Raw genomic sequence first — 13758 nt, forward strand, 5'->3', positions numbered from 1 at the left:
CACGTCGTCCACGTCCTCGACGTCCGTCTCCTGGGCGTCCACCTCATCGGCACGCTCGCCCGCCGGCCCACCCGACACCACGTCGTCCACGTCCTCGACGTCCGTCTCCTGGGCGTCCACCTCATCGGCACGCTCGCCCGCCGGCCCACCCGACACCACGTCGTCCACGTCCTCGTCGCCCAGCCCCGCGGCCCAGCCGCTCACCTCAGCCCCAGCAGCCGCACCGCCGGACACCTCCGCGTCCGCCGCCTCGACGTCCGCCTCGCCCGCAGGTTCACCGGCCGGCTCAACCGTCGTACCGCCCGACGCCACGTCGTCCACGTCCTCGGCGCCCGACTCCACGGCCCAGTCACTCACCTCAGCCTCATCAGCCGCACCGTCCGCCTCCTCCGCGTCCGCGCCGTCTGCCTCGTCCGCAGGTTCGCCTGCCGGCGCGACCGTCGTTCCGTGCGACACCACGTCGTCCCCGTCCTCGACGCCCGACTCCACGGCCCAGCCGCTCACCTCGGCCTCATCAGCTGCGTCGCCGGATGCCTCGGCGCTTTCGGCGGACTCCGCCTGAGCCGGCGCATCTACGGCGTCGCCGTCATCCCCGCGGTCCTCCGCGTCCAACTCGCCGCCACCTGCGGCGTACACACCCCCCGCCGCCCCGGCATCAGCCACGCCCCCAGCAACCCCGCCCGACGCCTCCGCGTCCAGCTCGTCGTCCGCGCGTAGGCCCCCCACGCCCTCGGCATCCGCAACCTCGGCGTCCGCACCCTCGGCGGTCGTGGTCTCGGGGGTGGGTTCTGCGGGTGGGAGGGATTGGGCGGCGAGCTCGTCCTCGATGTCGTCCATGTCGGGGAGGTACGGGGCGAGTTCGGGCAGGTCGTCGAGGGACTGCATGCCCATGCGTTCCAGGAAGTACGACGTGGTGCGGTACAGGGTCGCCTGGGACTCGGTGTCCGAGCCGGCCTCCTCGACGAGGCCGCGGGCGACGAGGGTGCGCATCACGCCGTCCACGTTCACGCCGCGGATGGCGGAGACGCGGGCGCGGCTGACGGGCTGCTTGTACGCGACGACGGAGAGGGTTTCCAGCGCGGCCTGGGTGAGGCGCGCCTGCTGGCCGTCGAGGACGAAACGTTCGACGTACGGCGCGGCCTCGACGCGGGTGTAGTACCGCCAGCCGCCGCCCACCTCACGCAGGTCGAATCCGCGGCCCTGCTCGGTGTACTCCGCCGCCAGCTCCGCCAGCGCCCCCGCCACATCACCCGTCGGCCGCCCGACCGCGCGCGCCAGCGTCAGCACCGGCAACGGCTCGTCCGTCACCATCAGAATCGCCTCGAGCGCCCGCCGCATCGTGTCGTCGTCAACAACTACTTCATCCCCCACCGGCACCGAAGTCTGCCCCGGCGGCAAGTAATCGTCCTCATCCCCGCCGTCGGTGGCGTCGGTCCCGTCGGTGACGTCGGTCCTGTCGGTCCCGTCGGACGCGTCGGTCCCGTCGGTCGCGGCGGCGCTATCTGGCGGTGCAGCTCCCTCGGGCAGGTCCGCGGATGCGGCCTGGTCGGCGACTGCGGCCGCCTGAGTCTCGTCGGAGCCGTCTGCGCCATCCGCGGGATCGGCGGCCTCGGACGAGCCGTCGTTGGCGGCGGCGTCGGTCGTGCCAGTCCTGTCAGCACCCTCGGAGGCGTCGGTCGCCTCAGGGCCGTCCGCTCCCTCGGGCAGGTCCGCTGATGCGGCGCGGTCGGCGACTGCGGCCGCCTGAGTCTCGTCGGAGCCGTCGGCGTCATCCGTGGGATCGGCGGCCTCGGACGGGCCGTCGTTGGCGGTGGCGTCGGTCGTGCCAGTCCCGTCAGCACCCTCGGAGGTCTCGGTCGCCTCAGGGCCGTCCGGTCCGTCGGGCAGGCCGGCGGAAGCGGACCTGTCGGCGTTCCGGGTGGGGTCAGCCTCGTCGGAACCCTCAGCACCATCCCGGGAGTCGGTCGGGTCGGGAGTGGGGGGTTGGGAGTTGGTCACTGGTCTGCCGTCTCGGGGGTGTCTGGGGCGGGGGGTTCTGGGTCGGTGTGGTTCTCGCCGGGTTCGAGGAAGTCGGGGTCGTCCTCGACGTGGGGGGCTTCGCCGGATTCGTCAGCTGCTTGTTGTTCCTCGTCGAACTCGTCGCTGACGGCGATCTCGCCCTCGTCGGTGCCGGTCCAGCGGATGGTGAGTTCGCCGAGCGGGGTGACCTGGTCGAACGACACCGCCGCCTCGCGGAACAGTTCGAGCAGCGCCAGGAACCGGCACACGGTGGTGACGGTGTCCGGCGAATCGGCCACCAGCGAACGGAACGTGGCGCTGCGCTGCCGCCGGAGCCGGTCGACGATCACTTCCGCCTGCTCCCGCACGGTGACGGCCGGCGCGTGCAGGTGGGCGAGCGAAACCCCGGGGGGTACGTCGTCCTTGGGCGCCATCGCCTTCGCGGCCAGCGCGGCCAGCCCGGCCGGATCGAGCCCGAGCAGGACCTCGGGCAGCAGCTCCGCGAACCGCGGCTCCACACCCACGGCGCGCGGGAACCGGCGAGACTCGACCGCCATCCGCTCCTGCACCAGCGCCGCGATCTGCTTGAACGCCCGGTACTGCAGCAGCCGCGCGAACAGCAGGTCCCGCGCCTCCAGCAGCGCCAGGTCCTCGTCGTCCTCGACCTCGCCCTTCGGCAGCAGCCGTGCCGCCTTCAGGTCGAGCAGGGTCGCCGCGATCAGCAGGAACTCCGACGTCTGGTCGAGGTCCCACTCCGACCCCAGCGCCTTGATATGGGCAATGAAGTCGTCGGTGATCACCGACAGCGCAATCTCGGTGATGTCCAGCTTGTGCTTCGAGATCAGCTGCAGCAGCAGGTCGAACGGCCCCTCGAAGTTCTCCAGGTGGACACTGAAACCCTTGCCCTCGGCAACAGCAGGCGCGCTGTCCGTACCGACATCCAAGGGCAACGAGTCCGCGGAGGACACGGTCACTCCGACGCCTTGAGCCGCCGTACCAGCACCGAGTCCGGTCCGTGGTCGACGAAGTCGGCGAGCAGGACGTCGATCGCCTCCCGGACGATCCGGCCCCGGTCGGCGGTCAGGCCGTGTTCCGCGCGCAGCGCGAGTCTGGTCTGTTCCAGGCCGAGCAGCTCCTCCTCCGTCACGTACACGGTGATCTTCGTGTCGTGACGGATCCGACCACTCGACTTCCGGTCGTCGACGACCGTCGTACGGGACCGCACGGTGGACGGTCCGTCAGTGGTGGTGCGCTTCTCGGGTCTGGTCTGCTGCGGTGCCGCACCCCCGAAGAGTTCACTGGCACCTGGCAGGCTCACCCGGCGGGACAACGCGCCAGCACCTCCTTGGCGAGATCGCGGTACTGAGTGGCCGCGCTCGAGGACGGGGCGTACGTCGTGATGGGCTCGCCGACGACCGTGGTCTCGGGGAACTTGACGGTACGCCGGATGACGGTGTGGAAGACGCGTTCGTCGAAGGCCTGGACCACGCGGTCGAGGACCTCCCGGGCGTGCGTCGTCCGCCCGTCGAACATGGTGCCGAGGATCCCGACGATCTCCAGCTTGGGGTTGAGCCGGTCCTGCACCTTGCCGATCGTGTCGGTCAGCATGGCGAGGCCGCGGAGCGCGAAGAACTCGCACTCCAGCGGTACGACGATGCCGTTCGACGCGGTCAGCGCGTTCACCGTGAGCAGACCGAGCGACGGGGCGCAGTCGATCAGGATCACGTCGTAGTTCGGGATGATCGGGTCGAGCACGCGCTGCAGCGTGTACTCCCGCGCGACCTCCTGGACCAGCTGCACCTCGGCCGCGGACAGGTCGATGTTGGCCGGCAGCAGGTCGAGGTTCTCCACGCGGGTCGGCTGGATCACCTCGTCGGCGGTGATGTCGCGCTGCATCAGCAGGTTGTAGACCGACAGCTCCAGGTCGTGCGGCTGGACGCCGAGGCCGATCGACGCGGACCCCTGCGGGTCGAAGTCGATCAGCAGCACCTTGCGACCGGTCTCGGCGATCGCCGCGCCGAGGTTGATCGTCGTGGTGGTCTTGCCGACGCCGCCCTTCTGGTTGCACATCGCGATCACCTGCGCCGGGCCGGTCTTGGTCGGGGGCTGCGGCTCCGGCAGGTCCGGCAGCGGCCGGCCGGTCGGCCCGATCTTGTGACGCGGGCCGTTCGGGTCGTTCACGGGTGCAAGGTCCTCCGCGGTCAGCTTGGCCGTCGGCTTCGGCATTTCCGCATAGTTGTCGGGCAGGGCTCGCGGCGGCGTGGGGGCCGGCCGGGGCGGACTGCTGGGCTGGGGGGCGGGATCGGTGCTGGGGTGCGCGCTCGGCGGCGTGCTGATCGGCCGGACCGGCTCCGGGTGGTGCCCCGGAAGGTGGCCCGTCACGTGTTCGGTGCCCGGGAATGTCGACTCGTTCATGACTCGTCAAACCTTTCAACCGATACGGGCGATCCCAGCGACTGTAAGCGTGCATTCAAGCACTCTCAACCAGCCACTCCGCACCGGGGTGGGGTGGTTTGTCGACAAAGCTCCGAACCCGGCCGATCACCCTCCCTGAGTCACCAACCGTAACGAGATGATCGCACACCGTCCCAACATCGCGTGCACCGGGGTCTCAGGACGACAGCGCCCTCGGGTGGGACGTCGCGTAGACCTCGCGGAGCTTGTCGACCGTGACGAGGGTGTAGACCTGGGTCGTTGTCACGGACGCGTGTCCCAGCAGCTCCTGGACCACGCGGACGTCGGCGCCGCCGTCCAGCAGATGTGTCGCGTACGAGTGCCGCAGCGTGTGCGGGGAGATCTCCTTCGCGATACCGGCCCGCTGCGCAGCACGACGCAGCACTGTCCAGGCGCTCTGCCGAGACAGGCGGCCGCCGCGGGCGTTCAGGAACAGCGCGGGCGTACCGCGACCACGTGAGACCAGCTCAGGACGCCCACGGACCTGGTACGCCGACAACGCGTCACGGGCGTACGTGCCGACGGGCACCACGCGCTCCTTGCTGCCCTTGCCGCGCAGCAGCACCGCACCAGCGTCCAGGTCGATGTCGTCGACGTCCAGCCCGACCGCCTCGGAGATACGGGCACCGGTGCCGTACAAGAACTCCAGCAACGCAGCGTCCCGCGTAGCGAGGACGGCAGGTTCCGCTTCGGCGCCGGCGGCCGCCGCGAGGACCCTGGTCACCTCGTCGACGGACAGCGCCTTGGGCAGCCGCTGCGGCGGCGCAGGTGGCTTCACGGCCGCCGCAGGATCGACCGCGGTCAGCCCCTCGCGCACACAGAACTTGTGGAACCCACGGACCGCCACCACGGTCCGCCCGGCGCTGGACGCGGTCAGTGGCGGATGGTCCGCGTCCCCCTCGCGCAGCCGCATCAGGAAGTCGCTGACCACGGCCTCGGTGATCTGCCCGAGGCCGTCGATCCCCGACGCGGCGAGGAAGCCGCCGTACCGGCGCAGGTCCCGCCGGTACGACGCCAGCGTGTTGGCGGCCAGGCCCCTTTCGACCGTGAGGTGGTCGAGGTAGGCGCTGACCGCCCGCGCGATGTCGTTCAGACCAGCACCTCGTCGAGCTTCAGCTGCGACAGGTCGTGCGCCTCGGCGACCGGGCCGTACGTGACGTGCCCGTCGAACGTGTTCAGGCCGAGGGCCAGGCTGTGGTCCTGCTTGAGCGCTTCCCGCCAGCCCAGGTTCGCCAGCTCGATCGCGTACGGCAGGGTGACGTTGGTGAGCGCGTACGTCGACGTGTTCGGCACCGCACCGGGCATGTTGGCCACGCAGTAGAACAGCGAGTCGTGCACCTTGTACACCGGGTCGGCGTGCGTGGTCGGGCGCGAGTCCTCGAAGCAGCCGCCCTGGTCGATGGCGATATCGACGAGCACGCTGCCCGGCTTCATCCGGCGGACCATGTCGTTGGTGACCAGCTTCGGCGCCTTCGCACCGACCACCAGCACCGCGCCGATCACCAGGTCGGCCTCCAGGACCGCCTTCTCGATCTCGTACGCGTTCGACGCGATCGTCAGCAGGTGACCCTGGTAGATCTGGTCGGCCTGCCGCAGCCGGGCGATGTTGCGGTCGAACAGCTGCACCTGCGCCTGCATGCCGAGCGCGATCGCGGCCGCGTTCATCCCGGACACGCCGGCGCCGAGGACGACCACGCGGGCCGGGTGGACGCCGGACACGCCGCCGAGCAGCACGCCCCGGCCGCCGCCCTGCGCCATCAGGTGGTAGGCGCCGGACTGCGGGGCGAGCCGGCCGGCCACCTCGCTCATCGGCGCCAGCAGCGGCAGCGTTCCGTCCGGGAGCTGGACCGTCTCGTAGGCGATCCCGGTGGTCCCCGACTTCAGCAGCGCGTCGGTGCAGTCACGGCTGGCGGCCAGGTGCAGGTACGTGAACAGCACCTGGTCCTTCCGCATCCGGTGGTACTCCTCCGCCACCGGCTCCTTGACCTTGAGCACCAGCTCCGCATCCGCCCAGACGTCGTCCGCCTGCGGCACGATCCGGGCCCCGGCGGCGACGTACTCGTCGTCCGGGATCAGCGACCCGCTGCCCGCCCCCTGCTCGATCAGAACCTCGTGCCCGCTGCGCACGAACTCGTGCACACCGGACGGGGTGATCGCCACCCGGTACTCGTGGTTCTTGACTTCCTTGGGAACTCCGACCTTCACAACTTGCCCTTCTTTCACGATCCAGGAGTGCGGCCCACGTCGTTGTGTCCGCGGCCCGGCGGTTGAGGGGTGGTTGCCAGGTCGCTGCCGAGTGTATGCCCGCGGGGTTCATACCACCCGGCCGGATGGTCTGATCGCGCCGCGACACCCTGCCGGTACCCGATCGGTAACCGAACGGAAGCAGATCGGCAAAACACCGGACGCGGAACGGAGACGTCCGGCTACCGTCCGGATACGGCGTCCCCGTTGACGCGGCAACCATCATTGACGGCCATTCGTGGCGGTCAGCGATGCTTGCAGTAGGACGCTTCACGAGAGGAGCACGGCGTGGCGATGGAACTGGGACACTACGGAGTCTGGCACGGAGCCCAGCACTACGGGCCGGAGCTCGCGGCAGGACTGGAGCAGGCCGGGTACGGGACCTTGTGGCTGGGCAGTTCGCCGGAAGCCGGCCTGCGCGACGCCGAGGTGTTGCTGGCCGCAACGAGTTCGGTTGCCGTCGGCACCAGCATCGTCAACATCTGGAAATCGCCGGCCGCCGACGTCGCGGCGTCGTACCACCGGCTCGAGGACGAGCACCCGGGGCGGTTCCTGCTCGGCGTCGGGATCGGGCACCGCGAGGCCACCGGCGAGTACCGGTCGCCGTACCGGACGATCGTCGGCTACCTCGACGAGCTGGACGACGCGAAGGTGCCGGCCGACCGGCGGGCGCTGGCCGCGCTCGGCCCGAAGGTGCTGCAGCTGGCCGGCGCGCGGACGGCCGGGGCACTCCCGTACCTGACGACGCCGGAGCACACCCGTGAAGCCCGCCGGATCCTCGGCGGCGGGGTCCTGCTCGCGCCCGAGCAGATGGTCGTGCTGGAGACCGACACCGACATCGCCCGCGCGACGGCGCGTGACCGGCTGGCGTCGTACCTGCAGCTGAGCAACTACACGGCGAACTTCGAGCGCCTCGGTTTCACCGCCGACGACTTCGCCGACGGCGGCAGCGACCGACTGGTCGACGCGATGGTGCTGCACGGCTCCGCGGTCGAGGTTGCGGAGGGCCTGAAGGCGCATCTGGAGGCCGGCGCGGACCATGTCGCGATCCAGCTGCTGGGCCACGAGGGCATCGACCTGCTGCCCGGATACGAGGCGCTCGCGACCGTTCTCGGATAGGTCTTGATTCCGGGGCGGAACGGGGGAACATCAGCCTTAGGTGCACCACATCGGCGTGGTGCGCGTTGGAGGTGTTCCCCATGACTGAGCGACACGAGTTGCGATGGGGCGGCTTCGCCGGACTGGCCTTCGTGGTCCTGGCGATGCTGGGCAGGTTCCTGCCCGGTACTGCTCCGACGGTCGATGACTCCGACAGCACGATCTCGAGCTGGCTGTCCGATCACCGGTCCATGATCCTGCTCAGCTCGCTGCTGTGGGCGGCCGCGGCCGGGCTGGTCATCTGGTTCGCGGCGGCCTTCGCCGAGGCGATCCGGGAGCGGGCCGAGCGCAGCGACGTCCACCTGGCCCTGCTGGCCGGTTCGGTGCTGGTCGGCGGCGCGATCTTCGTGAACGCCGGGCTCACCGCCGCGGCCGCGTTCGGCATCAGCGGCCGGGACGCGGGCATCACCATGGCCCTGTACGAGCTGAGCGCGGTGATGACGACGATGATCGGCATCGCGGCGGCCCTGCCGCTGGCCGCGGCCGGGATCGGTGTGCTGCGGACGCACGTGATGCCGAACTGGCTCGGCTACCTGGCCCTGCTGGCCGCCGCGGTCTCGTTCCTGGGCGCGCTCGGCGTGTTCGCCGACTCCGGCACGTTCGTTGCCGGCGGCACGTTGATGACCACGGTCCCGCTGCTGCTGTCGGCGGTCTGGATCCTCGGCGCGAGCGGCTACATGGTCCGCGAGCACCTGCCGGAGCTGACCACCGGGGACAAGGCCGTCCCGCAGCTGTAGCTCACCGGCTAGCGCATCGTGAAGTCGGCGAAGTCGAAGCCCGGCGACACGATGCACGACACCAGCACCGCCTCGTCACCCTCGGGCCGGGCCGCCTGCCAGGCACCCGCCGGTATCACCACCTGCGGGCGCTGGCCGGCCCGTACGTCCGGCCCCAGGGTGACCGACTGTTCGTCGTACTCGAGCGTCAGCGGTCCGCCCGAGTGCCACAGCCAGAGTTCCGTCGAGCGCACTTGATGGGACCGCGACTCCTCCCCCGGGGCCAGCAGGAAGTAGATCGCGGTCGCGCTGGCCCGGCTGCCGTCGTACCCCTCCGGTTCGAACTCGACCGGCGACCGCCACGTCTGGCGGTACCACCCGCCCTCGGGGTGCGGTTCGAGATCGAGCAGGACGGCCAGCTCCGGCTTCTGCATGGTCCGATTCTGCGGCAGAGTGCGGTTCATGACCGATCTGCCCTCTGCGTACCACCGGCGGCTGCCGTACGGCGAACGCGTGTCGGCCGAGCCGTTGCTCGGCGAACCGTTCTTCCCGTTCGAAGGTGATCTCGAGGTCGTGCGGCTGGCCGATCCGGTGCTGCCCGAACCGCCGCGCCGCGGTGAGGACGGCGGCGAGCCGTGCCCGAAGTGCACGGATCCGGACAGGTCCGTGATCTGGCGCGACGCCCAGTGGTCGCTGAAGGCGTTCGAGCCGACCGGGCTACCGCTGGTCGCGCTCCTCGAGCCGCACGAGCACTACCGCCTGGACAACCTGCCGGCCGAGCTGACGGCAACTCTCGGCCCGATGATCCAGCGCGTGGCGAAGGCGATCCAGAGCATCGACAGCGTCGCCCGGACGCACTTCAGCCGCTGGGGCGACGGCAGCGAGCACTTCCACCTGTGGTTCCTCGCCCGCCCGCTCGGCATGATGCAGCTGCGCGGCGCGATGATCGCGGCCTGGGACGACATGCTGCCGAAGATCCCCGCCGCCGAGTTCACCGCGAACACCCGCCGGGTCGCCGCCGCCCTCGCCGAGGACGGCGGCGAAGCCATCGGCTAGCGCGTCCCGAGGGAGCGGGCGATCAGGATGTCGGTCTTGCGTACCGGTGCGCCGTCGATCCCGTCGGGGTTGTCGGGCGTGGTGACGGTCCCGCCGGCCGCCACCTGGTCGAGCGTGGTGAGCCCGAGCCGGTCGACCGAGCCGAAGACCGTGTAGTTCGGTCGCAGCCGGGAGTCGGCGAAGACCAGGAAGAACTGCGACCCGTTGGTGTCCGGGCCGGCGTTCGCCATCGCAAGCGTGCCGCGTGCGTACACCTTCCGCTCGCCGGTCGGGTCGTCCGGCCAGTTCGGCAGGTCGGTGGGCAGCTCGTCCTTGTACGAGTAGCCGGGCCCGCCCTCGCCCGTACCGCTCGGGTCGCCGCACTGCAGCACCTTCAGCGTCGGGTACAGCGTGAGCCGGTGGCACGTGGTGAAGTCGTAGAACCGGCTCTTCGCCAGGTGCAGGAAGCTCTGCACCGTGCACGGCGCCTTCGCCCGGTCCAGTGACAGGATCATCGGCCCCTGGCTGGTGGCGACGACGACCCTGACGATCCCCTGGTCCGGTGTCTGCGCCGGGTCCGGCGGTAGCGACACCGGCCGGGCCGGCGGATCGTCCGGCGTCGACGTGTAGCCACAGGGTCCGTTGGTGCTGGTCGGCGTACCGGCCGCGTCAGCTTGTGCGGTCGCCATCAGCAGACTGGCCAGCACGCTGGCCACTGTCAGCACCGCGATCACGATGGTCTTCCTCATCAATTCCCTCCCGCAACGGTGAAGATCCGTAGGTCACGATTCGTAGGCAGCCTGATACTCACCGGGGTCTGAGTCAACGTCACAGGTGCGGTGGCGAAGATGTGCGTGGTGACGTTGTCCTTCCCGCCGCCGGACTCGTTGCGGTACGGCGTGGTGGCGACGATGACGTTGCCGTAGTGCAGGGTGTCGCCCCCACCGCCCAGCGTCCAGTCGCTGAAGGACAGGTCGATCTGCGAGGTCGTGCCGTCGGCGTAGTTGAGCGTCGCGGTCGTCTGCTGGTTGCCGTTGACCGCGCTGCCGACGAAGGACAGCTTCGTCGTACCGGCAGGCAGGTCGAGGTTGAGCAGCTGCCCGTCGGCCGGCACGTTGTCCGGGTCTCCGGCGGGTACATCGGGCCAGGTGAAGCTGAGGCCCTGGACCGTACCTGCACCGCCCGCGGTCAGACCGGCCGCGGCCAGCGCCTGACGGGAGTAGCTGACGCCGCCGCCGTCATAGTCCGCCTCGGTGTGGTCGCCGGCGTCGTCGGAGATGCCTACGCCCTCACGGAGTACGAAGAACGAGTTCGGCTGCCCGACGACGACCGTGAAACCGACTTGTGGCAGGGCGGTTCCGTCCGCCGCCTTCATCTGCACTGTGACCGGGTACCGGCCGTCCGGCGTACCAGCGGCCGCTGCGATCGTCACTGACGCGCTACCGACCTTGTCGACGTGGAACGTGCCGGTAGTAGGTGTCGCGGTGAGACCGGGAGATGTCTTGAGCGTGTAGGTGACGTCCTGGGCCGTCCCACTCAGCCGGTACGCCTGCAGCGCGACGGGTGCGCTGGTTGTGCCGGGTGCGACCACCAGACGGCTCGTGTCGGTAGAGGTCTGGAACGGGATCTCACCGGTCCGCCACGACGGCGGCCCGTCGGTCGCACCCCAGCTCTTGTTGGCCGTCGTACCAAGGGTGAAGTCCAGCGTCCCGCCACGCTGCACGAACGACTCCGGCAGCCACGGCTTGGTCGACGTCTTCCCGTTCACCTTCAGGGACTGGACGTACTGCGCGTCCGCGCCGGCCGCGTTGATCCGGATCGTGTTGCCGTCGCGATGGATCACCGCCCGCGGGAACAGCGGCGCCGCGACCTGGAGCTCGGCGCGGCTCGGCACGTCCGGGTACAGGCCGAGCGCGGTCCACACGTACCACGACGACATCGCGCCGAGGTCGTCGTTGCCGGGGATCCCGCCGGTGCTGGTGCTCCACAGCTGGTTCATTGCCTGCCGCAACGTCTCCTGCGTCTGGTACGGCCGGCCGGTGTAGTTGTAGATCCAGGGCGTGTTGATCGACGGCTCGTTGTCCATCTCGGCATGCAGTTCACCCGCTCCGGTCAGCGCCCAGGTCCCGTCCGGGTTCTTGAAGAACGCATCCAGCCGCCGGTTCACCGTGTCCGCGCCGCCCATCGCGTCGACCAGTCCGGCTCGGTTGTGCGGCACCATCCACGTGTACTGCGCACTGCTGCCCTCGGCGAATCCGTCGTACGTCGACGGCGTGAACGCGGGCCAGGCGCCGTTGTCGTCCCGGTTCTGGACATAACCGCCGTTGGCCGGGTTGAACACGTTCTGCCAGTACTGCGACCTGGCGAGGAACTGCTGGTACGTCGCCTTGTCGCCGGTGCGCTGCGCGAGTTGCGCGAGGGCGAAGTCGGCCGTCACGTCCTCGAGCGTCTCCACCGCACCGCCCCAGGCATTGGACTTGGTCGGTATGTAGTGCAGCGCCAGGTACTTGTCGAGCGACGGCCGCTGACCGATCGACATGACCGGCTTGCCCGCCGAGCTGAGGTCCTTCTCGGTCGGAACGGTCGCTGCCTTCACCAGCGACTTCAGAGCTTGTGACGCGTCGAAGTTCGTCCCGCCGAACGCATAGATGCCCGCGACGGCCGGTGCGGACGGGTCGCCGGTCATGACCGCCGTACTGCCGGACGCATGGGTCCAGCGGTCCCAGACGCCGCCGTTGTACGTCGCCTGGTTGAACAGCGACTGTGCGATGTCGCCGGCTCGCTCCGGCTCCAGCAGCGTCACCAGTTGCAGCTGCGACCGGTAGACGTCCCAGCCCGAGAAGGTCGCGTACTGCGCCTGCTGTCCGCGCGAGAGGTAGTGCGGTTTCTGGTCGAAGCCCCAGTACTGGCGGTTGACGTCGCTGAACACGTTCGGGTGCAACAGCGCGTGGTAGAGCGCGGTGTAGAACGTGGTGCGCTGGTCCGTCGTACCGCCGGTCACCTCGATGCGGTCGAGCTGGTTTCGCCACGTCTGCCGGGCTTTCGCGGCCGTCATGCCGACCGACGTACCGCGCGGGTTCTCGGCGCGCAGGTTCGCGAGCGCGTTGGCGGTGCTGACGTAGGAGATGCCGATCCGCATCGACACCTTGTCGCCGGCGAATCCGACGTACCCGCCGGAGCCCTTGTTCGGCGGCATCCAGCCGTCGGCGCCGTACGTCGTACCGCCGCTCGCCTGGCTGCTGCCCGGCGTGACAGTGGTGTCGGTCCAGGTGCCCTGGTTCATGAACGGCTGGTCGAACTCGGCGACGAAGTGCAGCGTGTAGTAGCTCCGCCGTCCGACGCTGGCCAGGTACCCGCAGAAGTTGCCGCTGGTCACCGACCCGCTGATCGTCCGGTGCGCGGCGTCGATGCTGATCTGCGCGGCGCTCGATCCGACCTCGGAGTTCGACGTACGGAACATCAGCGTCTTGGCCTTGTCCGCCGGGAAGGTGAACGCCGCCGACCCGGTGCGCGTGGTGGCCGCGAGCTCGGCCGTGACGCCCGAGTCGAGGCCGACCTGGTAGTAGCCCGGCTCGGCGATCTCGTTGGCGTGGCTGTACGTCGAGGAGTAGACGTCGTCCTTCGCATCGCTCTGCGGTGAGCTCGTCACGTCCCCCGCGAGCGGGAAGATCGGGATGTCGCCCGATCCGCCCGCGCATCCGGTCCCGCTCATGTGGGTGAGGCTGAAGCCGCGGATCTTGGTCGCCGAGTACAGGTACCCGCCCGGCGCGGCCGTCCGGTACGCGTTCCCCCGGCTCGTCTCCGGACTGAACGAGAACATCCCGAACGGCAGCACCGCACCGGGAAACACGTTCCCGGCGTTGGTCGTGCCGATCAGCGGATCGACATGCTCGGTCGGATCGACCGAACTGGTCGTGATCCGGCTCGCGGCCGCAGCCTCCGCCGACCGGGAGCCGGCGATCGCCGGATCAGGCGGCGTCGCCGTCGTCGGACGATCATCCGGACCAGGCGGTGACGGTGTAGGCACGGCCTGAGCCGCGGGGGTGAGAGCTGCGATCAGAACGCCGGCGAGCACCAGGCTCGCAGCACGGGACAGCACCGAACGACGCATGGGCGGACCAACCTTCGAGATTGGGTGACATCGTTGTCAGAG

12 protein-coding genes are annotated in these 13758 nt (G+C 69.8%); 3 read left to right on the forward strand and 9 right to left on the reverse strand.

The features are described 5' to 3' along the window. From scpB to ald, 6 genes are all read right to left on the reverse strand, one after another. A partial coding sequence (scpB, locus tag ACWEOO_RS40655) for an SMC-Scp complex subunit ScpB (RefSeq protein WP_452147599.1) occupies positions 1 to 1998 on the reverse strand: 1998 nt, incomplete at its 3' end. Continuing rightward, entirely contained in the window at positions 1995 to 2972 is a 978-nt protein-coding gene (locus ACWEOO_RS40660; RefSeq protein WP_452147600.1) for a segregation and condensation protein A, read from the reverse strand. The genes ACWEOO_RS40660 and scpB, both read right to left, overlap by 4 nt. Then, positions 2969 to 3328: a hypothetical protein gene (locus ACWEOO_RS40665; RefSeq protein WP_452147601.1), complete on the reverse strand. Its 360-nt coding sequence runs from the start codon at positions 3326 to 3328 to the stop codon at positions 2969 to 2971. Before ACWEOO_RS40665 ends, ACWEOO_RS40660 begins: the two co-directional genes overlap by 4 nt. Then, on the reverse strand, positions 3313 to 4224 hold the full coding sequence (locus ACWEOO_RS40670; RefSeq protein WP_452147617.1) for a ParA family protein: 912 nt from the start codon (positions 4222 to 4224) through the stop codon (positions 3313 to 3315). The genes ACWEOO_RS40665 and ACWEOO_RS40670 overlap by 16 nt, the downstream gene beginning before the upstream one ends. A 385-nt stretch (positions 4225 to 4609) precedes the next feature. Beyond that, positions 4610 to 5545 carry a site-specific tyrosine recombinase XerD gene (xerD, locus tag ACWEOO_RS40675; protein WP_452147618.1) on the reverse strand — a complete coding sequence of 312 codons (936 nt, stop codon included), beginning with the start codon at positions 5543 to 5545 and terminating at the stop codon, positions 4610 to 4612. Then, on the reverse strand, positions 5542 to 6657 hold the full coding sequence (gene ald / locus ACWEOO_RS40680; protein WP_359929825.1) for an alanine dehydrogenase: 1116 nt from the start codon (positions 6655 to 6657) through the stop codon (positions 5542 to 5544). The genes xerD and ald overlap by 4 nt, the downstream gene beginning before the upstream one ends. Positions 6658 to 6990: 333 nt before the next feature. Between ald and ACWEOO_RS40685 the strand changes: the two genes are divergently transcribed. Then, positions 6991 to 7815: an LLM class F420-dependent oxidoreductase gene (locus ACWEOO_RS40685; RefSeq protein ID WP_452147619.1), complete on the forward strand. Its 825-nt coding sequence runs from the start codon at positions 6991 to 6993 to the stop codon at positions 7813 to 7815. Positions 7816 to 7895: 80 nt separating this feature from the next. Continuing rightward, entirely contained in the window at positions 7896 to 8591 is a 696-nt protein-coding gene (locus tag ACWEOO_RS40690; RefSeq protein ID WP_359929822.1) for a DUF4386 family protein, read from the forward strand. Between the two features lie 8 nt (positions 8592 to 8599). Here ACWEOO_RS40690 and ACWEOO_RS40695 read toward each other — a convergent pair whose 3' ends face one another. Further along, entirely contained in the window at positions 8600 to 9004 is a 405-nt protein-coding gene (locus ACWEOO_RS40695; protein WP_452147602.1) for a cupin domain-containing protein, read from the reverse strand. Positions 9005 to 9032: 28 nt separating this feature from the next. Between ACWEOO_RS40695 and ACWEOO_RS40700 the strand changes: the two genes are divergently transcribed. Continuing rightward, complete coding sequence (locus tag ACWEOO_RS40700; protein WP_452147603.1) at positions 9033 to 9626, forward strand: hypothetical protein; 594 nt, start codon at positions 9033 to 9035, stop codon at positions 9624 to 9626. Here ACWEOO_RS40700 and ACWEOO_RS40705 read toward each other — a convergent pair. Then, the gene (locus ACWEOO_RS40705; RefSeq protein ID WP_452147604.1) at positions 9623 to 10354 is read right to left on the reverse strand and encodes a peptidylprolyl isomerase; all 732 of its coding nucleotides are present in this window, start codon (positions 10352 to 10354) and stop codon (positions 9623 to 9625) included. The genes ACWEOO_RS40700 and ACWEOO_RS40705 overlap by 4 nt on opposite strands. Continuing rightward, on the reverse strand, positions 10354 to 13716 hold the full coding sequence (locus ACWEOO_RS40710; protein ID WP_452147605.1) for a GH92 family glycosyl hydrolase: 3363 nt from the start codon (positions 13714 to 13716) through the stop codon (positions 10354 to 10356). The genes ACWEOO_RS40705 and ACWEOO_RS40710 overlap by 1 nt, the downstream gene beginning before the upstream one ends. Between the last annotated feature and the right edge of the window lie 42 nt (positions 13717 to 13758).

The organism is Kribbella sp. NPDC004138, assembly GCF_053603655.1.

What these genes read in the sequence shown, in the direction of transcription:
- ACWEOO_RS40670 (WP_452147617.1), bottom strand. Translation starts at nt 4,224, where the DNA reads ATGCCGAAGCCGACGGCCAAGCTGACCGCGGAGGACCTTGCACCCGTG.
- ACWEOO_RS40685 (WP_452147619.1), top strand. Translation starts at nt 6,991, where the DNA reads ATGGAACTGGGACACTACGGAGTCTGGCACGGAGCCCAGCACTACGGG.
- ACWEOO_RS40690 (WP_359929822.1), top strand. Translation starts at nt 7,896, where the DNA reads ATGACTGAGCGACACGAGTTGCGATGGGGCGGCTTCGCCGGACTGGCC.
- ACWEOO_RS40695 (WP_452147602.1), bottom strand. Translation starts at nt 9,004, where the DNA reads ATGCAGAAGCCGGAGCTGGCCGTCCTGCTCGATCTCGAACCGCACCCC.
- ACWEOO_RS40700 (WP_452147603.1), top strand. Translation starts at nt 9,033, where the DNA reads ATGACCGATCTGCCCTCTGCGTACCACCGGCGGCTGCCGTACGGCGAA.
- ACWEOO_RS40705 (WP_452147604.1), bottom strand. Translation starts at nt 10,354, where the DNA reads ATGAGGAAGACCATCGTGATCGCGGTGCTGACAGTGGCCAGCGTGCTG.
- ACWEOO_RS40710 (WP_452147605.1), bottom strand. Translation starts at nt 13,716, where the DNA reads ATGCGTCGTTCGGTGCTGTCCCGTGCTGCGAGCCTGGTGCTCGCCGGC.